Source organism: Sphingomonas guangdongensis (genome assembly GCF_900199185.1).
GTDB lineage: Bacteria > Pseudomonadota > Alphaproteobacteria > Sphingomonadales > Sphingomonadaceae > Sphingomonas > Sphingomonas guangdongensis.
Genome location: NZ_OBMI01000001.1, coordinates 1,347,744 through 1,366,299 on the forward strand (window position 1 = coordinate 1,347,744; position 18,556 = coordinate 1,366,299).

An 18,556-nucleotide genomic window follows, 5' to 3' on the forward strand; every position below is an offset into this window, starting at 1 on the left:
TCAGGCGATGCTCTGCGTGCCCGCGATCGGCTCGACCCGCTGACGGCGGCGCTTGGCGGTCCACATCAGGTACGCGCCGATCGCGATCATCGGCAGGCAGAGCAGCTGGCCCATGTGGAGGACGTTGGCGAAGAACGTCCCCTCGAACTGCTGGTCGGGCTCACGAAAGAACTCGATGAAGAAGCGTGCGGTGCCGAAGAAGGCGAGCCCGAAGCCGGTCAGGAAGCCGGGCTTGTAGCGGGCATCGGTGCGCCAGAAGAGCCAGGCCATGATGAGAAAGGGGATCAGCCCCTCCCCGATCGCCTCGTAGAGCTGGCTCGGGTGACGCGCTGGATCGGCGCCGAACGCCACCGTGTTCGGGAAGACGATCGCCCAAGGCACGTCGCTCGGCTTGCCCCACAGCTCGCCGTTGGTGAAGTTGGCGAGACGCCCCAGAAACTGCCCGATCGAAGCGACACAGCCGACGTAGTCGAGGACGCGCAGCAGCCGCAGGTCCTCGCGTCGGCACAGATAGGCGATCGCGAGCATCAGCCCGACCAACCCGCCGTGAAAGGACATGCCCCCGTCCCACAGCCGCAGCGCTGCGAGCGGCTGGGTGAGCAGCTTCGGCTGGTAGAAGAGGACATAGCCGATCCGCCCGCCGAGGATGATGCCGAGCGTCGCGTAGAACACCAGGTCGTCGACGTGACGCCGCGCCATCGGGGCACCAGGCTGGTCGATCAGCTTCAGCAGGTACCACCAGCCGCCGACGATGCCGAAGATGTAGGCCAGCGAGTACCATTTGAGCGTGAAGAAGCCGAAGTCGTAGGCGACCGGATCGAGCCCCAGCTCCTCGAACCTGATGTGGCCGGCCGCGGCGGCGATCATGGGCAGCAGCAATGGTGATCCCCGGTCAGTTGCGGCTGCCCCTCTAGCCCGCCCCGCGGCGCGACGATAGAGCGGGCGCGATGCTGCGCCGGTCCCGCACCCCATGCTGATCACCCGTCGCGCGCTGATCGTCGGCGGAGTGGCGGCCGGGCTGGTCGTCGCCTGGCGGCGGTGGCCGGACGCGGGCGTCGTGCAGCTGCCGCTGGCCGACGGCGAGACAGGCTTCGGCGGGTGGATCAAGATCGGCACGGACGGCCACGTGGTGGTCGCGGTGCCGGCCCTCGAGTACGGGCAGGGCGCCTACACCGCGCTGCCGCAGATCGTCGCGGACGAGATGGGGGCCGACTGGCGCACGGTGGGGGTGGAAGCGGCGGTGCCGAACGCGCTCTACGCCAACCCGCTCGCCGCCGCGGCGCTGTGGGGCGAAGCGGATGCGGTCACCCGCGCGATCGCGCCGGGCGCCCCGATGTTGACCGGCGGGGCAAGCTCGGTTCGCCACTTCGAGGAGCCAATGCGGCGCGCGGCAGCGGTCACCCGGGTGTTGCTGTGCAAGGCGGCGGTCAGGCGCTGGGGCGGCGACTGGGCCGCGTGCACCGCCGCCGACGGGCTGGTGACGCTGGGCGGCAACCGCGCCCGCTTCGGCGAGCTCGCCGCCGATGCCGCAGCCGAGACGGCGTCGGGCGACGAGGCCGCGTTCCGGACCGGTGGCGACCGTCGGCTGGCGGGCACGGTCGTGCCGCGGCTGGACGCGCCCGCCAAGGTCGACGGCAGCGTCAACTTCGCCGCCGACGTGCGCCTGCCGGGCATGGTCTTCGCCAGCATCCGCCAGGGCCCCGTCGGCGGCACGCTCGCCGGGGTCGATCGCGCTGCGGCGGAGGCGGTGCCGGGCATGCTGCGCGTCGTCGAGAACCCCGGCTGGGTCGCGGCGATCGGAAGCAACTGGTGGGCGGCGAACCGCGGGCTGGCGGCGCTGTCGCCCCGCTTCGCGCGGCCCGAGCCGGCGCTCGACGATGCCGCGATCGCCCGCGCGCTGATGGCGGCGCTCGGCCAGCCCGGCCAGCCGCTCGCCGCAGTCGGCGACGTTGCGAACATCCTCGCCGCGGGCACGCTGACCCGGGCCGACTATCGCACCGGGCTGTCGCTCCCCGCCGCAATCGAGCCGGTCGCCGCCACCGCGACCTGGGACGCGGGGCGGCTGATCGTCTGGGCGGCAACCCAGGCGCCGGGGCTGGCGCGCGCGGCGGCAGCGCGGATCACCGGACTGGCGGAGGACGATGTCGTACTCCACCCGCTGATGGCCGGCGGATCGTTCGGCGCGAACCTGGAGGTGCGCGCGATCGAGCAGGCGGCGCTGCTCGCCAAGCTGCTGGAGCGCCCGGTGCAGCTCAGCTGGTCGCGCGCCGAGAGCCTGATCCAGACGCCGCCCGCCGCTCCCGCGCTGATCCGCATGACCGCGCGGGCGATCGGCGGCGGCGCGATCCTCGGCTGGCGGGCGCAGCTCGCCGCAGTGCCGATCGGGGCGGCGCTCCGGGCGCGGCAGACCGGACGCCGCGCGCTGCTGGAGGGGGCCGGCGATCGTCCGGCGGGGGAGGGGGCGACCACGCCGTATCGCCTGCCGGCGGTCGCGATCGACCACCACGTCGCGACGTTGCCGATGAAGACCGGGCGGCTGCCCGGCGGCGCCGCGATCGCCAATGTCTTCGCAACCGAGAGCTTCGTCGACGAACTCGCCCGGGCGGGCGGAGCGGAGCCGCTGTCCTACCGGATCGGCATGTTGGGCGGCGCGCCGCGGCTCGCCCGCTGCCTCTCGACGGTCGCCTCGCTTGGTGGCTGGCAGGGCGGTGTCGCGGGCAGCGGACAGGGGATCGCCTGTGCCGCGCTGTGGGGCAGCCACATCGCACTGATGGTGGAGGGTGGGCTCGGCGACGGCGGCGTTCCGCGCGTCGAGCGGATGGTGGCGGCGGTCGACGTCGGCCGCGTGATCAACCCCGACCTGGTGCGCCAGGTGATCGAGGGCGGGCTGATCCAGGGGCTGGCGGGCGCGACCGGCGCGTCGGCGTCGCTGGTGAGCGGGCTGCTCGACGTCCGCGGTTTCCGCGACCTCGCGCTGCCGCGGCTCGCCACCACGCCCGACATCACCGTCGAACTAATCGAGAGCGACGCCGCGCCCGGCGGTGCGAGCGAGCTGGCGCAACCGGTGGTCGCGCCCGCGCTCGCCAATGCCATCGTCGCCGCAACCGGACGGCGGCTGCGGAGTCTACCCTTGTGATGATGCCCCCCGACCACCCGCCGATTCCGCCACGCAAGGTCGGCGTCCTGCTGATCAACCTCGGCACCCCCGACGCGCCGGATACCCGCGCGGTGCGCCGCTACCTGCGCGAGTTCCTGTCCGACCGCCGGGTGGTCGAGATACCTCAGCTCGTCTGGCAGCCGATCCTGCGCGGCGCGGTGCTGACCACCCGGCCGAAGAAGTCGGCCCACGCCTATCGCCAGGTGTGGCGCGAGGACGGCTCTCCGCTCGCCGCGATCACGCGGGCGCAGACGGTCGCGCTCGCCGATGCGTTCGGACCGGGGGTGATCGTCGACTATGCGATGCGCTATGGCCGGCCCGCGATCGCCGACCGGCTCGCCGCGCTGAAACAAGCGGGTTGCGAGCGGATCCTGCTGGCGCCGCTCTACCCGCAATATTGCGCGGCGACGACCGCCACCGCCAATGACAAGGCATTCCTGGCGCTCGCGGGCATGCGCTGGCAGCCGGCGATCCGGACGCTGCCGCCCTACCACGACGACCCGGCCTATATCGCCGCGCTGCGGGCGGCGGTGGAGGCCGGCCTGGCGGCGCTCCCCTTCGCGCCGGAGGTGGTGATCGCGAGCTTCCACGGCATGCCGGCGCGCACGCTGCCGCTAGGCGACCCCTATCACTGCCACTGCCAGAAGACCGCGCGCCTGTTGTCGGAGGCGCTCGGACGGCCGCTCACCGTCACCTTCCAGTCCCGCTTCGGCCCGGCCAAGTGGCTCGGGCCCGCGACCGACACGGTGCTTGCCGAGCTGGCGGCGAGCGGTACGCGCCGCGTCGCGATCCTGGCGCCGGGTTTCTCCGCCGATTGCCTCGAGACGCTGGAGGAGCTCGCGATCCGCGGCCGCGAGACCTTCGAGGCGGCGGGCGGGACCGATTTCGCCTATCTGCCGTGCCTGAACGACAGTACCGGCGGTATCGAAATGTTGCGCAGCATCCTCAGCCGGGAGCTTGCCGGCTGGGTGGACGTTCCGTAGCGTAAACGCACAACACAGGAGAGGCATGGATGGCACGGGTAGCGATCGTCACCGGAGGTACGCGCGGCATCGGCGAGGCGATCAGCCTGGCGCTCCAGGAGGCAGGCATGACCGTCGCCGCCAACTTTGCCGGCAATGAGGAGCGCGCGCGCGCCTTTACCGATCGAACCGGAATTGCCGCGTACCAGTGGGACGTCGCCGATTATGACGCGTGCCAGACGGGGGTGCAGCAGGTCGCCGAGCAGCTCGGCCCGGTCGACGTGCTGGTCAACAACGCCGGCATCACCCGCGATGGCACCATCCTGAAGCTGACGTACCAGGCGTGGAAGGAGGTAATCGACACCAATCTGGGCGGCTGCTTCAACATGGCCAAGGCGGTGTTCCCGGGCATGCGCGATCGCAAGTGGGGGCGGATCGTCAACATCGGATCGATCAACGGCCAGGCGGGCCAATACGGTCAGGTCAACTATGCCGCGGCCAAGAGCGGCATCCACGGCTTCACCAAGGCACTGGCGCAGGAGGGCGCGCGCGCCGGTGTCACCGTCAACGCGATCGCGCCCGGCTACATCGACACCGACATGGTCGCGGCGGTACCGGCCGACGTGCTGGAGAAGATCGTCGCCAAGATCCCGGTTGGGCGCCTCGGCCAGGCCAACGAGATCGCGCGGGGGGTGGCGTTCCTGTGCTCGGAGGACGGCGGGTTCGTGACGGGTTCGACGCTCAGCATCAACGGCGGGCAGCATATGTACTGACGGGCCGAGCGCCGCGTGCCGCGGCGCGGTGTGCCGACGGCGCACGGCCCGGCACGGCCGGCGCGCGCAGCGCGACCGACGACGCGGGCTTCGCCCGCGGCGGGGCCGCCTAGTCCTGCCAAGTTCAACCTTTAACCCGCCGCGGGCAAAGCCCGCGTCGTCGTCGGTCGGGCCTGCGGCCCGCCGGGCGGTTGGCGCGCTGCGTGCGGCTTCGCCGCCGCATCGGCGCGGTCGTGGCCGCGCCTGCGCGCCAACGAACACGGGCCGGCCCTTTTCAGGACCGACCCGTGCCCCCGATACGCCACGCGGGGGATCGCTCCTCCGGTACGCTACCGGGAGGAAACTGGTGAAGGGTGTGGGCTTGTGCGGCGGACAGCGGCAGAGCCGCTGCCGTCGGCCGGGCTAAGCGCCCGCCGCCCGTGCCGATCGCTGACCCGCTGGGTCACCGGCGGCGAGGCGTCGGCCTCGCCGCCTGCGATCGTCAGCGGCAGTAGTTCGGGCGGTCGGAGCGGTCGATCGCCCGGCCGGCCAGCGCACCGGCAGCCGCACCCAGGATCGCGCCGAGCGTCCGGTCGCCGCGGCCGGCGATCTGGTTGCCGAGCAGGCCGCCCGCGACACCGCCGATGATCGTGCCGCCGTCGCCGTCGTTGCACTTCTGGCGCGCGCGGTAGTTGTTGTAGTAGCGACGGTCGCCACCGCGATACACGCGGCGATCGTTGTAGCCGTAGCGGTCACCGCGATCATAGGAGTAGCCGCGGTCGTAGCGCTGCGCCATCGCGGGGGTCGCAGGAACCAGGCTGACGGCACCCATCGCGAACGCGGCACCGGCAAGGGTCAGCTTCTTGAACATGGGGTACACTCCTCGCTTCAAACTTCTCAGGCGGCTGCGAATCAACCGCTTCGACAAGGATGTGATTCGCACATCGGCGCTTCCCGCAGCCTGAATGTGGCTGTCAGCCGGCGTTCAGCGAATTGGGGTGGCGCCGGACAGGCCCGCGACTAAGAGCGGCGGCGTGCGCCTGCTGCTCGTCGTCCTTCTCGTCCTCGTGCTCCTGCCGACCTGGACCGACGAGGAGCACATGCCGCGCTACGCGGGAACGCCGGAGGTCCGGGTGCGGCGGCTCGCGCTGGACGAGCGCGATCCCGCGCGGACCCGGCTCGGCGCGCTCGACTTCCTTGGAAGCCTACAGTTCCGCAGCGGCGACAGGGCGTTCGGCGGCTTCTCCGCGCTGGCGGTGAGCGGCCGTCGCTTCACGCTGCTGAGCGACGGCGGCCTGTTGTTCGGCTTCAGCATGGGACCCGACCTCAACCCCCGCAATCCTTGGTTCGGCGTGCTGCCCCGCGGGCCGGGCCGCGGCTGGTCAAAGCGCGAGCGCGACAGCGAGTCACTGGCGCTCGGTCCAGATGGCCGCCACGCCTGGGTGGGGTTCGAGCGGGACAATGCGGTGTGGCGCTACAGCGGCGACTTCCGCCGCGCCGAGGCGTCGCGCCGGCCGCTGCAGATGCGGCGCTGGGATGCGAACGGCGGGGCGGAGGCGCTGGTGCGGCTGCGCGACGGCAGCTTCCTGGTGTTCGCCGAGAGTGTTCGCGGGGACGGCGGATCGCCCGCACTCCGCTTCGATAGCGACCCGACCGAACCGGACGCGCGGGTGGCGGCGTTCACGCTGGTGCCGCCCGCCGGCTACGAGGCGACCGACGCCGCCGAACTGCCCGACGGCCGGGTGGTGGTGCTCACCCGCCGGCTGCAGCGCTTTCCGCCGCTCTTCACTGCCAAGCTGATGGTGGTCGAGCGCGCCGCGATCCGGGCGGGGGCGCGGGTCGAGGGCCGGGAGATCGCAACGTTCGCGCCGCCCGTACTCCACGACAATCTGGAGGGGCTCGCCATCACTCGCGAGGGGGGCAACACCATCGTCTGGATCGCCAGCGACGACAACACCAGCCGGTGGCAGCGCACCCTGCTGCTCAAGTTTCGCCTGCGTGCCGGCGCCTGAACGAAGCGCCGCGCGGGAACCGGTGTTCCCGCGCGGCACGTCACGGTAGCAATCGAGGCGGGAGCGAGCGGGCTCAGGCCGCCTGCGTGCTCGCGAGCTTCTTGGCGACGTCGCGCTTCAGGCGACGCGCGCGCAGCGACAGGTCGTCGTTGCTGGTCTTCAGCAGCCAGTTGTCCAGCCCGCCGACATGCTCCACCGAGCGCAGGCCGTGCGTCGACACGCGCAGCCGCACGCTGGTGCCGAGCGCGTCGGAGAGGAGCGTCACGTTCTGCAGGTTGGGCAGGAACGTGCGCTTGGTCTTGTTGTTGGCGTGCGACACGTTGTGGCCCACCTGCCGGCCCTTGCCGGTCAGCTCGCAAATGCGCGACATTGCTCTAAATCCTGTCTCTCGGGTCTATCCGGAAAGGTCGCGCCCCTAGCGGAGGCAGGCGACGACGTCAACCGATTCACGTGGCGGCGGATGCAACCTCCGGCACCAGCCGGCGTTGGTTTCACAAGCGAACCGAACTCCCCTCCATCTCGAAAGGATCGTCGATGCGTGCTCTTCTCGTGCTGCTCGGCCTCGCCGCGCTCGTGCTGATCGTCCTGCTCTCGCTCGGCATGATCTCCATCGACGGCGGACGCTTGCCCGAGGTCAGCGTGAAGGGCGGCGCCGCACCCAAGGTCGATGTCGGCACGATCGATGTCGGCACGGTCAACAAGACGGTCCAGGTTCCGGTCGTCGACGTGCAGAAGGCGGACAACGCCGCCGCGCCTAAGTGAGCGCGACCGGAGGCCAGGTCGCAGCCGCGATGCTGGTGCCGCCGCTCGGCGTTTATCTGCGCCGCGGCGGCGGCCGACCGTTCTGGACCGCGGCCGCGCTGACGCTGCTCGCTTGGGTGCCCGGCGTCGTCTTCGCGCTGTGGACCGTGCTACGTCGGGAGGGTGACGCATCGCCGGCTCGCGGCTAAGCCGCGGCCGATGTTCCGCTTCCCCGCCCCGATGCGTGCCGCACTCGTCGCGGCTGAAGCGGCTGCCGCGCAGGGCGAAGTCCCGGTAGGCGCGGTGGTGACGCTGGGCGACCGGATCGTGGGGACCGGCGGCAATGCGCCGCGTGCGCGCCACGATCCGACCGCGCACGCCGAGATCGTCGCGATCCGGGAAGCCGCCGCGGTGCTGGGGCGGGATCGGCTTGAGGGATGCGACCTGTGGGTGACGCTGGAGCCCTGCGCGATGTGCGCCGGCGCGATCAGTCACGCGCGGCTCGCCCGGCTCTACTATGGTGCCGCCGACCCGAAGGGTGGAGCGGTCGAGCATGGCCCGCGCTTCTTCACCCAGCCGACCTGCCACCACCGGCCGGAGGTGTACGGCGGGATCGGTGAGGCGGAAGCGGCGGCGCTGCTGCGCGGGTTCTTTGCAGGGCGGCGGTAACGACCCTGCATCGCCGGGCCATTAAGCTCACCCCTCGCGCGTCACCGGAACGATCTTTATCTCGACGCGGCGATTGGCCGCACGGCCGTCCTCCGTGTCGTTCGACGCGACCGGCTGGGTCTCGCCGAAGCCGCGAGTGCCGAGGCGGGCGGACTGCACGCCGTGGCTCGACAGGTAATCGGCGACCGCGGTCGCCCGACGCTCGGACAGGCCCTGGTTGTAGGCGTCCGACCCGCTCGAATCGGTGTGACCGTAGACGTCGACATAGGTCTGCTCGTACTGCGACAGCACCCGCGCGACCTCGTCCAGCGTCGGGCGGAATTGCGGCTGGATCGATGCCTGATCGAGCGCGAAGGTAATGCCGGACGGCATGTTGAGGACCAGCTCGTCGCCCTGGCGGATCACCTGTACGTCCGTGCCCGCGGTCCGGGCCCGCAGCTCGCGCTCCTGCTGGTCCATATAGGCGCCGATGCCCGCGCCGGCGATCGCGCCGATACCGGCGCCCAGAATCTTCTCCGTCCGGTCGCGTCGCCCGCCTACCAGGTCGCCCAGCAGATAGCCGCCGACCGCGCCGCCCAGGCCGCCGATTGCCGCCTTCGAAATCGTCCGCTCGCCCGTTTCCGGATCGGTGACGCACGCAGATGTCAGCGTCATCGACGCCAGCCCGGCGGCGAGCAGCAGTTTCGATCGAATCATCGGTAACTCCCTTTCGTTTGGACCTAAACCCACCCGTCCGCGCCCTTGTTCCGCCAGCGAACTGAACGCCTGATGACGCGGGCAGTTGTGGAAGCGGTGGCACAGCGGATATGGGCAGGGGACCACCATGCCCCCGCTCCCCCCTTTTCCGTGGATCGATGTCCTCATCATCCTGATGCTGGTCGCGCTGAACGGCGTCTTTGCGATGAGCGAGCTCGCGGTCGTTTCCTCGCGCAAGGCGCGGCTGGAGGCGATGGTGAAGGCGGGGCACCGCGGCGCATCCGCCGCGCTGCGGTTGGGCGAGGATCCGGGCAAGTTCCTGTCAACCGTGCAGATCGGGATTACGCTGATCGGCATCATCAACGGCGCCTATTCGGGCGCGAGCCTCGGCACACCGACCGCCGCGCGGCTGGAGGCGTTTGGCTTGTCGCCGGCAGTGGCGGAAAACGTCGGGTTCGCGATCGTCATCGGGCTCACCACCTACGCCTCGCTGATCGTCGGCGAGCTGGTGCCCAAGCAATTCGCATTGCGGGTGCCGGAGACGATCGCGTCGATTGTCGCGGTGCCGATGATCTGGCTTGCGCGGATCACCGCGCCGCTGGTGTGGCTGCTCGACTCGTCGAGCGCCCTGATCTTCCGCCTGCTTCGGCTCAGCCGCGACTCGGAGAACCAGGTCACGGCGGAAGAGCTGCATCTGATCGTCGCGGAGGCGCGCAACTCAGGGGTGATCGAGGAGCATGAGCGCTCGATCATCTCGGGCGTGGTGCGCCTGGCCGACCGACCAGTGCGCGAGGTCATGACGCCGCGCACCGACATCGAGTGGCTGGACGTAGACCTGAGCGAGGCCGACCTGCGCGCCAAGCTGCTCGAAACGCCGCACACCCGGCTGCCGGTGGCGGAGGGCTCGGTCGACGCGGTAGTCGGCGTAGTCCAGGCGCGCGACATCGTGGAGGCGCTGGTGCGCGGGCAGGCCCTGTCGCTCCGCCAGCTGATGCGGCCGGCGCCGGTGCTCCCCGACCAGCTCGATGCGATGGACGCGCTGGGTGTGCTCCGCCGCGCGGAAGTACCGATGGGCCTGGTTCATGACGAGTACGGCCATTTCGAGGGAGTCGTGACACCGGCCAATCTGCTCGCCGCGATCGCGGGCGATTTCGTGTCGGACGTCGACGACTTCGACAACCCGCCGATTACCGTGCGCGACGACGGATCGCTGCTGGTCGCCGGCAGCATGGCCGCGGATGCGCTGGCCGAGCGGCTCGACCTGGAGCTGCCGGAGGACCGCGACTATGCGACCGTCGCGGGCCTGGCGCTCGCGGTGCTCAAGCACCTGCCGGACGAGGGCGAGTCCTTCGAGGAGCAGGGCTGGCGCTTCGAGATCGTCGACCTGGACGGGCGGAAGATCGACAAGCTGCTCGTCAGCCGCGTGGGATAAATATCCTCCGTTCGTCGTAAGTGGCCGCTGAGCTTGTCCAAGACCCTCTGCCGCCACTCAGCACGAGCGCTTCAGAACCGGCCGCTCACAATTTGCCGAACGCCGCTTCGAAGCCGGCTCGGTCGCCACGGGCGAGATAGGCTGCCTGCTCGATCCAGCGGTCGCGGGCCAGACGCCCACGGAAGTTGCCGAGTTGCGCATCGAGCGCGTCGGCCTGTTCCGGGGTGAGTGCGGCGAGGTCGGCGTAGCGGCTCACGCCGAGCTCCCCCAGCCGCACCGCCAGACGCGGCCCGACGCCCTTCATCACGGTGAGGTCGTCCTGATCGGCGTTCGGCGCGGCCGGCGGCGTCGCGAGATCGGCGGCGACGCTCGCCGGGGAGGCGTCGAAGGGAGCGGCAGCGACCACGGGTGTGTCGTCGCCGGCAAGCGGCGGCGGCGCCGGTGCGACCGGCGCGTTGTCGATAGGCTTCGCACGCTCGACAGACGGCGGCGGGGCAGCGCTGGTCTCGCTGTTCGCCGGATGCTCCGGAGTGAGTGCGGGCTCAACAGCCGAGGCAGCTGGAGCGCCGACAACCGGCCGCGCGTCGGCGTCGGTGAGCGTGCCGGGGGCCACGCCCGTCTCCGCCTGGTTGCGCAGTTCCTGCTCGGCGGCCTTGCGCCGGCGCTTCATCCGCGCGCCCGCGATCATCAGCATGATCACGATCACCGCGCCGATCGCGATAAGGATCAGGGTCGTGGTCGTCACCCCCTCCATCGACGCGATCGCGCCGCCGGTCGGGGCGGGTGTGGCGTTGGTCATGGGGACGCTGCTCCGGTTACGCGAGGTGGGGGAGGATAGCGGGCGGGGTCCTGCGCCGCCACCGCCCCGGTCCGTTAGCGTGCGCTTTTCTCCCGCGCCACCTCGCGCCAGCCGATGTCGCGGCGGGCGAAGCCGGTCGGAAAGTCGATTGCGTCGATGGCGGCATAGGCGGTGCCCTGTGCTTCCGCGACGCTAACGCCGAGCGCGGTGACGGCGAGCACGCGCCCGCCGCTCGCCACCAGCGCATCGCCGCGGGTAGCGGTACCCGCGTGAAAGATCAGAGCCCCGGTCGCCGCGGCCGCCTCGAGCCCGGCGATCGCGCCGCCGCTCGCCGGCGCGCCCGGATAGCCGTCAGCCGCCATCACAACGGTGAGCGCCGTGTCAATTCGCCAGTTCGCCGTGACCTGGTCGAGCGTGCCGCGATCGGTCGCGACCAGTATTTCCAGCAGGTCGCCGTCGAGCCGCGGCATCAGCACCTCACACTCCGGATCGCCGAAGCGCGCGTTGTACTCGATCAGCTTGGGACCCTCCGGCGTCAGCATCAGTCCGGCATAGAGCACGCCCTGGAACGGCGCGCCGATCCGCGCGAGCGCCCGCACCGTCGGCGCGACGATCTCGTCCAGCGCGCGCTGCTCCAGCGCGGGGGTGAGGACGCGCGCGGGGCTGTAGGCGCCCATGCCGCCGGTATTCGGGCCCGTGTCGCCGTCGCCGACGCGCTTGTGGTCCTGCGCGGTGCCGAAGGGCAGCAGGTGGGTGCCGTCGGTCAGCACGAACAGGCTCGCTTCCTCGCCCTCCAGAAACTCCTCGATCACTGCCTCTGCACCGCCCTCGCGGAACAGCGACACGAGCGCGGCGTCGGCTTCGTCGGCGCTGGTTGCGATGGTGACGCCCTTGCCGGCAGCGAGCCCGTCGGCCTTGATCACGACCGGCAGCCCGAACTCGCCCACCACGGCCCGGGCCCCGTCGAGCGCATGGACCCGCTCGTAGCGCGCCGTCGGGATGTTCTCGCGCGCGCACAGGTCCTTGGTGAAGCCCTTCGATCCCTCCAGCTGTGCCGCCGCCTTGCCGGGGCCGAACACGCCGATCCGGCAGGCGCGCAGATTGTCGGCGAGCCCCGCGACCAGCGGCGCCTCCGGCCCGATCACGACGAAGCCGATGTGCTCGCGTCGGCAGAAATCGATCACCGCGCGGTGGTCGCCGACGGCCAAGTCGACCAGCGTCGCGTGCGCCGCGATGCCCGGATTGCCGGGTGCGGCGAACAACCGGGTGAGCCCGGGCGATTGCGCCAGCTTCCAGGCGAGCGCATGTTCCCGTCCTCCCGACCCGAGTAGCAGGACGTTCATGCCCGATCCCTTTTCCGACGACTTCCGACCGGCCCGGCTGGTAGCGGAGGCGGTGCCGGGCAGCAACGCGCCCGAGCTGTCGGTCAGCGAGCTGTCGGGTCAGCTGAAGCGCATGGTGGAGGGCGAGTTCGGTCATGTCCGGCTGCGCGGGGAGATTTCGGGCTGGAAGCGCGCGGCCTCGGGCCACGCCTATCTTTGCCTGAAGGACGACGCGGCGGTTATCGACGGCGTGATCTGGCGCGGCCAGGCGTCGCAGCTCGCCTTCGCGCCGGCCGACGGGGTGGAGGTGGTCGCCACCGGCAAGCTCACCACCTTCCCCGGCCGCTCCAAATACCAGATCGTCATCGAGCGCATGGAGCTGGCGGGCGAGGGCGCGCTGATGGCGCTGCTCGAGAAGCTCAAGGCGCGGCTCGCGGCCGAGGGGCTGTTCGATCCGGTGAGAAAGCAGTCGCTGCCGTTCCTGCCGCGGACGATCGGCGTGGTGACCTCACCGACCGGCGCGGTGATCCGCGACATCCTCCACCGCCTGGCCGATCGCTGTCCGACCCACGTGCTGGTCTGGCCCGTGAAGGTGCAGGGAGAGGGCGCTGCGCAGGAGGTCGCGCGCGCCGTGCGCGGCTTCGACGCGATCGAGGCCGGCGGTCCGGTGCCGCGCCCCGACCTGGTGATCGTCGCGCGCGGCGGCGGCTCGATCGAGGATCTCTGGGCCTTCAACGAGGAGGCGGTGGTGCGCGCGGTTGCCGCCTGCTCTATCCCGATCATCTCCGCGGTCGGGCATGAAACCGACACGTCGCTGTGCGACCATGCCGCCGACCTGCGCGCGCCGACCCCCACCGCGGCGGCCGAGCTCGCGGTTCCGGTCCGGGCCGAGCTGCAGAGCGCGGTCGCCGCGCTGTCGCTCCGCACCGAGCGCTGCGCGCGCCGCTATGCCGAGCGCGCGCGCGAGCGGCTGGCGGCGCTGGTTCGCGTGCTGCCACGTCGCGACGCGATCCTGGGGCCGCAGCGCCAGCGGACCGATGAACTGGTACAGCGGCTCAACCTCGCGCTCGAGCGGCGGGTGGCGGTCGGCCGGCGGGCGCTGGATCGGGCGGGTGGCGCGCTGCGGCCCGCCATGCTCGACCAGCGGCTCGCCACCGCGCGCACCCGGCTCGACGGGCTCGCCCGGCTGCTGGAGGCGGCGCACCCTAACAAGCCGCTGGAGCGCGGCTATGCCCGGATCGAGGCGCGCGCGACCGGGCGCGTCGTGACGGGCGTGGCTGCGGCGCAGGCGGCGGGCGCCGTCACGCTCCACTTCCACGACGGCGCGGTTGACGCGCGCCTTGAGCGCAGCGGCGGCAAGGCGTATCGCGGCCGACCCGAGCAGCCAAGCCTGCTAGACACCCTCTGACAGCCGACGGAACCAGGCCCATGCTCGTCAACAACACCGACCGGCCCGCCCGGCTGCACTACATGGCCAACGGCTTTCGCGTACTGACCCCCGGCGATCACGTCGTCTGCGGCGTGACGGGCGTGCGCATCCCGCTCGACCAGCTGCGCTACTGGGACGTGCTCCGACAGCAGCCCTTCGCAACCGCGCAGGCGGCGAGCGAGGCGATGGCGCCGCGATGAGGCGACGGGCCGCGCGGCTCGCACGCGTCGCCGGCGTACTGCCGCTGGTCCCGCTGCTCGGCGGTTGCGCGGCGATCCCAGCAGGAGAGCAGGAGCGGTCGCCGACCGCGGTCGCCGCGGCCCCTCTGCCCCAGCCGTCGAACGCCGACCAGCCCGCCGCGGTGGTGCTGGACGGGCCGGCGGTTCAAGGCGGCGTAGTGCTCGGCACGGCGCCTGCGGGCACCCGCGCGCTGACGCTGAACGGCGTGGCCGTGCGGGTGGCTGGCGATGGTCGCTTCCTGCTCGGCTTCGATCGTGACGCGGGCGCGTCCGCCGCGCTCGTGGCGACGCTCGCCGACGGGCGAACGGTAACGCGGACGCTCACCGTCGCCTCGCGTGGGTGGCGGATCGAGCGGCTCGACAGCCTGCCCCGGATTAGCCAGCCGTCCGCCGAGTTCGCGCGCCGCCGTCCGGCCGAACTCGCGCAGATCGCCGCCGCCCGGCGGATCGATGGCGACGCTGACGGCTGGCGGCAGCGCTTCGTCTGGCCGGCGACCGGCCACATCTCCGGCCTGTTCGGGGCGCAGCGCATCTACCGCGGCGAGCCTGGCAGCTACCACTCGGGCGTCGACGTCGCCGTGCCGACCGGCACCCCGGTGGTCGCGCCAGCGGACGGCGTCGTCATCCTCGCCGCGGACACGCCCTTCACGCTGGAGGGCAATCTGCTGATGATCGACCACGGTTACGGACTGAACAGCGCGTTCCTGCACCTGTCGCGCATCGATGTGGCGGTCGGCCAGCGGGTCCGCCAGGGCCAGTCGATCGGCGCGGTCGGCGCAACCGGCCGGGCCACCGGACCGCACCTCCACTGGGGCATGAAGTGGAACGAGGCGCGGATCGATCCGCTGCTGGTCGCCGGTGAGATGAGCCGCTGAGTTCGACTGCGGGCTTGCTCGGGATCAATTGCAAGCTATCGAAGCTGTGACATTCCTGTGGCATTTCAGCTACAGTTCGAAAAAACCAGCAATCTCCCTGAAACGATAGCTTTACAGCGTTTTCGCTCGGTTCCATCCCGCTCTTATGACGCCCGCGCGTACAATTGTTGCGCGTCGGGCGCGCGCACTGGCCGCCAACGCCGCGCCTCAGGGAGGCGGTAGGCCGCAGAAAAGGGACCATTCGTGATCAGCAACTTCAACAACATGCGCTCCGGCCTGCGCGCAAGCGCGGCCCTGCAGGCACTGGCGCTGCTCGGCGCTGGCCTGACGGCAGGCGGTCTTGCGGCAGCGCCGGCCGCGGCACAGGATTTCACGACCGGCGCGCTCGTCGGGTCGGTCACGGACGCGTCTGGTGCGCGCGTGACCGAAGGCACTGTTACCGTTCGCTCCAATGCGCAGGGCTTCACCCGCACGGTCAGCATCAACAGCGACGGCTCGTTCCGCGTGCAGACGCTGCCGACGGGCCAGTACACGGTGACGGTAACCGCCGGCGGTAATCCCCCGCTGACCGATCAGGTGTCGATCAATCCGGGCGCGAACAACACCTACACCTTCACCGTGGGCGGGTCCGTGGGCACCGCCACCACGGAAACGGGCGACGATATCGTCGTCACTGGATCAGTCCAGCGCGGCAACGACTTCGGTAGCAACACCGGTGGCCTCAACATCGGTGACGTAAGTCAGTTGCTCAACAACACGCCGATCGCACGTAATCAGACAGCGCTGATCGCCCTGTCGCCGGGCGTCAGTCTTGGCGATACCGCGTTTGGCAACCTGCCCTCAATCGGAGGAGCGACGGTCGCCGAGAATGCTTATTATGTAAACGGCCTGAACGTCACTAACTTCCGGAACTTCGTCGGTGCGAACAACCCGCCGATTGAGTTTTATCGCTCTATCGACGTTAAATCGTTCGGTCTGTCGGCCGAATTTGGCCGGGCGCTCGGCGGCTTCACTACGGTAGTCACCAAATCCGGCTCAAATGATTGGGAGGCGGGCGCGGTCATCGCCTACTCTCCCGATGCGCTACGCGACGACTCGCCCAACACCTATGCCGCCTTCAATCAGAATGATTACTCCGAGGACGTTGAGGCTAACTTTTACCTAAGCGGTCCTATCATCAAGGATCGGCTGTTTTTCTATGCTCTGTACAATCCTAATTACACGCGAACGCAGGACAGCAGCATAACTGGGGGTAACCGGCTGACGACCGTCAACAGTTCTCCGTTTTTCGGTGGAAAGCTTGACTTCATCATCGCTGATGGGCACCGCCTGGAAGGAACATATTTCCGCAACAAGCAGACGTTCCGCACCAACTACGACGCGTTCAACGGGACCACGCAAGCGATCGGCGCGCCCCAGGGAACGTTGATTGAGAAGCAGGGCGGTGACAATTTTGTTGTCACCTACACGGGCCAGTTTACCGATTGGCTGAGCCTGTCAGGTGCTTATGGCGAAAATCATGACGAGCGCGTTCAGCAACCCGCGCCGATCCGAGCGTTTGCTCAAAGCTTTCTTACCGGAACTACCACGACGGCGAGCGGGTTTAACTCGGCGAACAACCGTGACGACGACACCCGCAAGTTTTACCGGGCGGACGCAGACGTGTACGTCAACCTGCTCGGGTCGCACCATTTCCGCGCTGGATACGAGCGTGAGGAACTCACCTCTGTCACCGACACGCGGTACGCGGGTGACTACCGCTACGAGATCGGTGTCGTAGCCGCGACAACCACCGCCCCACGGTTTCCCTTTATCGATCGGTATTTCTACGAAAACATCGGGACCTTCAAAAGCCTGAACGAGAGCTTCTACATTCAGGACAGCTGGTCGCTCCTTGATGATCGCTTGACGCTGCAACTTGGCATTCGCAATGACAAGTTCAGCAACGATGCGCTGGATGGCACCACCTACTTCAAGTCAGGTGATCAGTGGGGACCGCGTCTCGGCGCTTCGTTCGACGTCTTCGGCGACAAGCGGACCAGCATCAGGGGGACGTGGAGCCGCTACTTCCTGCCGGTGGCGACGAACACCAACATCCGCCTTGGCGGTGCCGAACTTTATTACCGGCAGCGCTTCGCCTTTCCGGCCGGTGCGAGTCCAGACGTCCGGGATGCCAACGGTTTGCCCGCGGGTCTCACGATCGGCGCGGACGGCAACATCACTAGTCTCGGCGCTCTCACCGGATCGCGTGTTTGTCCGGCGGGAGGTCCGAACGCCGGCCAGGCCTGCTTCTCGATTACCTCCGACGGCGTGCAGGGACCGACCGACACTCTGGTGTCGTCGTCGCTTGCGCCAAGTTACACGGACGAGTGGTCGGTGGGTGTTCAGCACCGCATCGGCGACTGGGACTTCTCGTTAACCTACCTCAACCGTCGCCTCGGTCGCACTTTGGATGACGTGGCCATCGACGCGGCAGTACTGAAGTATTGCGCTGCCAATGGCATCGCAGGCTGCGATGACGTTTGGAGCGGCTTCCACCAGTATGTGCTCGCCAATCCGGGCGACGACATCACAGTACGACTCGACGGAGACTGCGCGGTAAGCGCACGTCAGTGCGAAGTGGCAACGCTGACGGCGAACGATCTCGGCTTTCCCGCGGCGAGCCGCAACTATGACTCCGTACAATTTCAGTTCAACAAGCCGTTCCGTGATGGATGGCAGGTAGGCGGCTCTTATGTGTGGACCCGTTTGCGCGGCAACTACGAAGGTGCGGTCAAGTCGGATATTGGCCAAGACGATGCGGGTCTGACGCAGGACTTCGACCAGCCGGGTCTACTCGACAACTCTTACGGCCCGCTGGCAAACGGTCGCGAGCACGCGTTCAAGTTGTTCGGGGCGGTCAAGCTGTTTGAGGGCGTGCGATTCGGTGCGAACCTGTTCTTCGAGTCGCCCCGTAAGTTCTCCTGCTACGGTTATCACCCGACCGATGCATTCGCCGCGATCTACGGTGAGGCGAGCTACTACTGCCGTCAGCCGCAGTTCTCCAGCAACGGCGGAGTAACCACCAATCTGCCGCTTTTCGGCGATCCGGACTATTTCGGCCTCAACGGACAGGTGCGCTATCCCGTTCAGCGCGGTAGCGCGTTCCAGAGCAACTGGCGTAAGCAGATTGACGTCAACCTCGGCTATGACATCGCCGCATTGCCAGGCAGCTTTGTCAGCATCGACGTTTTCAACGTCTTCAACTTCAAATCCAAGATCGACTACAATGAATTCGGCGAGAATGCGGACGGCGAGATTAACTCCCGCTTCGGTCAGCCGATCGGTTACCAGGCTCCGCGAGCAGTCCGGTTTACGCTCGGCCTCCGCTTCGGTGGTGGTTCAGCATCACGTGGTGGCGATTCGAACACCAACTGATCAGCTTGATTAGGCCAAGCATGGGGCGGCGCCTTTGGCGTCGCCCCTTTCTTT

The 18,556-nt window shown here is 69.2% G+C and carries 18 protein-coding genes; 12 read left to right on the top strand and 6 right to left on the bottom strand.

Features of this window, described 5'->3' with window-relative positions; translation table 11 throughout:
* Window positions 1-867, bottom strand: coding sequence for a prolipoprotein diacylglyceryl transferase (gene lgt / locus CRO12_RS06605; protein WP_097063395.1), 867 nt, complete (start codon window positions 865-867; stop codon window positions 1-3).
* Between the two features lie 103 nt (window positions 868-970).
* Between lgt and CRO12_RS06610 the strand changes: the two genes are divergently transcribed.
* The 3 genes from CRO12_RS06610 to phbB are packed head-to-tail and all read left to right on the top strand — an operon-like array spanning window position 971 to window position 4,892.
* Window positions 971-3,136, top strand: coding sequence for a xanthine dehydrogenase family protein molybdopterin-binding subunit (locus CRO12_RS06610; RefSeq protein WP_097063133.1), 2,166 nt, complete (start codon window positions 971-973; stop codon window positions 3,134-3,136).
* Window positions 3,136-4,140, top strand: coding sequence for a ferrochelatase (hemH, locus tag CRO12_RS06615; protein WP_179640888.1), 1,005 nt, complete (start codon window positions 3,136-3,138; stop codon window positions 4,138-4,140). Before CRO12_RS06610 ends, hemH begins: the two co-directional genes overlap by 1 nt.
* 29 nt (window positions 4,141-4,169) lie before the next feature.
* The gene (gene phbB / locus CRO12_RS06620) at window positions 4,170-4,892 is read left to right on the top strand and encodes an acetoacetyl-CoA reductase (RefSeq protein WP_097063135.1); all 723 of its coding nucleotides are present in this window, start codon (window positions 4,170-4,172) and stop codon (window positions 4,890-4,892) included.
* Window positions 4,893-5,373: 481 nt separating this feature from the next.
* Here phbB and CRO12_RS06625 read toward each other — a convergent pair whose 3' ends face one another.
* Entirely contained in the window at window positions 5,374-5,742 is a 369-nt protein-coding gene (locus tag CRO12_RS06625; RefSeq protein WP_097063136.1) for a glycine zipper 2TM domain-containing protein, read from the bottom strand.
* A 163-nt stretch (window positions 5,743-5,905) separates the two neighbouring features.
* Between CRO12_RS06625 and CRO12_RS06630 the strand changes: the two genes are divergently transcribed.
* On the top strand, window positions 5,906-6,883 hold the full coding sequence (locus CRO12_RS06630; RefSeq protein ID WP_179640889.1) for an esterase-like activity of phytase family protein: 978 nt from the start codon (window positions 5,906-5,908) through the stop codon (window positions 6,881-6,883).
* Window positions 6,884-6,956: 73 nt separating this feature from the next.
* On the opposite strand, the gene rpmB is transcribed toward CRO12_RS06630, so the two are convergent.
* The gene (rpmB, locus tag CRO12_RS06635) at window positions 6,957-7,253 is read right to left on the bottom strand and encodes a 50S ribosomal protein L28 (RefSeq protein WP_097063138.1); all 297 of its coding nucleotides are present in this window, start codon (window positions 7,251-7,253) and stop codon (window positions 6,957-6,959) included.
* Between the two features lie 164 nt (window positions 7,254-7,417).
* Here rpmB and CRO12_RS06640 point away from each other — a divergent pair, with 164 nt between their 5' ends.
* From CRO12_RS06640 to CRO12_RS06650, 3 genes are read left to right on the top strand one after another with little or no spacing between them, the layout of a single operon-like run.
* Window positions 7,418-7,645: a hypothetical protein gene (locus tag CRO12_RS06640; RefSeq protein WP_097063139.1), complete on the top strand. Its 228-nt coding sequence runs from the start codon at window positions 7,418-7,420 to the stop codon at window positions 7,643-7,645.
* Window positions 7,642-7,833 carry a YqaE/Pmp3 family membrane protein gene (locus CRO12_RS06645; RefSeq protein ID WP_245858230.1) on the top strand — a complete coding sequence of 64 codons (192 nt, stop codon included), beginning with the start codon at window positions 7,642-7,644 and terminating at the stop codon, window positions 7,831-7,833. Before CRO12_RS06640 ends, CRO12_RS06645 begins: the two co-directional genes overlap by 4 nt.
* Window positions 7,834-7,864: 31 nt before the next feature.
* A complete protein-coding gene (locus CRO12_RS06650; RefSeq protein ID WP_097063397.1) occupies window positions 7,865-8,293 on the top strand; it encodes a nucleoside deaminase in 429 nt (142 codons plus the stop codon).
* Window positions 8,294-8,320: 27 nt separating this feature from the next.
* Here the strand turns inward: CRO12_RS06650 and CRO12_RS06655 are convergent, their stop codons facing one another.
* Window positions 8,321-8,989, bottom strand: coding sequence for a YiaD family glycine zipper/OmpA-like lipoprotein (locus CRO12_RS06655; protein ID WP_179640890.1), 669 nt, complete (start codon window positions 8,987-8,989; stop codon window positions 8,321-8,323).
* A gap of 127 nt (window positions 8,990-9,116) precedes the next feature.
* Here CRO12_RS06655 and CRO12_RS06660 point away from each other — a divergent pair, with 127 nt between their 5' ends.
* Entirely contained in the window at window positions 9,117-10,421 is a 1,305-nt protein-coding gene (locus CRO12_RS06660) for a hemolysin family protein (protein ID WP_097063140.1), read from the top strand.
* Window positions 10,422-10,506: 85 nt separating this feature from the next.
* On the opposite strand, the gene CRO12_RS06665 is transcribed toward CRO12_RS06660, so the two are convergent.
* Together CRO12_RS06665 and purD are read right to left on the bottom strand one after the other, a co-directional pair.
* On the bottom strand, window positions 10,507-11,220 hold the full coding sequence (locus tag CRO12_RS06665) for a hypothetical protein (RefSeq protein WP_097063141.1): 714 nt from the start codon (window positions 11,218-11,220) through the stop codon (window positions 10,507-10,509).
* 74 nt (window positions 11,221-11,294) lie between these two features.
* A complete protein-coding gene (gene purD, locus CRO12_RS06670; RefSeq protein WP_097063142.1) occupies window positions 11,295-12,563 on the bottom strand; it encodes a phosphoribosylamine--glycine ligase in 1,269 nt (422 codons plus the stop codon).
* Here purD and xseA point away from each other — a divergent pair.
* The 4 genes from xseA to CRO12_RS06690 all read left to right on the top strand — a co-directional run bounded on the left by xseA (window position 12,562) and on the right by CRO12_RS06690 (window position 18,502).
* Window positions 12,562-13,950 carry an exodeoxyribonuclease VII large subunit gene (gene xseA, locus CRO12_RS06675; protein ID WP_097063143.1) on the top strand — a complete coding sequence of 463 codons (1,389 nt, stop codon included), beginning with the start codon at window positions 12,562-12,564 and terminating at the stop codon, window positions 13,948-13,950. The genes purD and xseA overlap by 2 nt on opposite strands.
* 20 nt (window positions 13,951-13,970) lie before the next feature.
* A complete protein-coding gene (locus CRO12_RS06680; protein WP_097063144.1) occupies window positions 13,971-14,171 on the top strand; it encodes a DUF2093 domain-containing protein in 201 nt (66 codons plus the stop codon).
* Window positions 14,168-15,085, top strand: a complete 918-nt coding sequence (locus tag CRO12_RS06685) for a M23 family metallopeptidase (RefSeq protein ID WP_097063145.1) — start codon at window positions 14,168-14,170, stop codon at window positions 15,083-15,085. The genes CRO12_RS06680 and CRO12_RS06685 overlap by 4 nt, the downstream gene beginning before the upstream one ends.
* Window positions 15,086-15,328: 243 nt before the next feature.
* Window positions 15,329-18,502, top strand: a complete 3,174-nt coding sequence (locus CRO12_RS06690; protein WP_245858231.1) for a TonB-dependent receptor — start codon at window positions 15,329-15,331, stop codon at window positions 18,500-18,502.
* The last annotated feature ends 54 nt before the right edge of the window (window positions 18,503-18,556 follow it).

Coding starts and splice junctions, on each gene's coding strand:
- lgt (WP_097063395.1), bottom strand. CDS start 867: ATGATCGCCGCCGCGGCCGGCCACATCAGGTTCGAGGAGCTGGGGCTC.
- CRO12_RS06610 (WP_097063133.1), top strand. CDS start 971: ATGCTGATCACCCGTCGCGCGCTGATCGTCGGCGGAGTGGCGGCCGGG.
- hemH (WP_179640888.1), top strand. CDS start 3,136: ATGATGCCCCCCGACCACCCGCCGATTCCGCCACGCAAGGTCGGCGTC.
- phbB (WP_097063135.1), top strand. CDS start 4,170: ATGGCACGGGTAGCGATCGTCACCGGAGGTACGCGCGGCATCGGCGAG.
- CRO12_RS06625 (WP_097063136.1), bottom strand. CDS start 5,742: ATGTTCAAGAAGCTGACCCTTGCCGGTGCCGCGTTCGCGATGGGTGCC.
- rpmB (WP_097063138.1), bottom strand. CDS start 7,253: ATGTCGCGCATTTGCGAGCTGACCGGCAAGGGCCGGCAGGTGGGCCAC.
- CRO12_RS06640 (WP_097063139.1), top strand. CDS start 7,418: ATGCGTGCTCTTCTCGTGCTGCTCGGCCTCGCCGCGCTCGTGCTGATC.
- CRO12_RS06650 (WP_097063397.1), top strand. CDS start 7,865: ATGCGTGCCGCACTCGTCGCGGCTGAAGCGGCTGCCGCGCAGGGCGAA.
- CRO12_RS06655 (WP_179640890.1), bottom strand. CDS start 8,989: ATGATTCGATCGAAACTGCTGCTCGCCGCCGGGCTGGCGTCGATGACG.
- CRO12_RS06660 (WP_097063140.1), top strand. CDS start 9,117: ATGCCCCCGCTCCCCCCTTTTCCGTGGATCGATGTCCTCATCATCCTG.
- CRO12_RS06665 (WP_097063141.1), bottom strand. CDS start 11,220: ATGACCAACGCCACACCCGCCCCGACCGGCGGCGCGATCGCGTCGATG.
- xseA (WP_097063143.1), top strand. CDS start 12,562: ATGCCCGATCCCTTTTCCGACGACTTCCGACCGGCCCGGCTGGTAGCG.
- purD (WP_097063142.1), bottom strand. CDS start 12,563: ATGAACGTCCTGCTACTCGGGTCGGGAGGACGGGAACATGCGCTCGCC.
- CRO12_RS06680 (WP_097063144.1), top strand. CDS start 13,971: ATGCTCGTCAACAACACCGACCGGCCCGCCCGGCTGCACTACATGGCC.
- CRO12_RS06685 (WP_097063145.1), top strand. CDS start 14,168: ATGAGGCGACGGGCCGCGCGGCTCGCACGCGTCGCCGGCGTACTGCCG.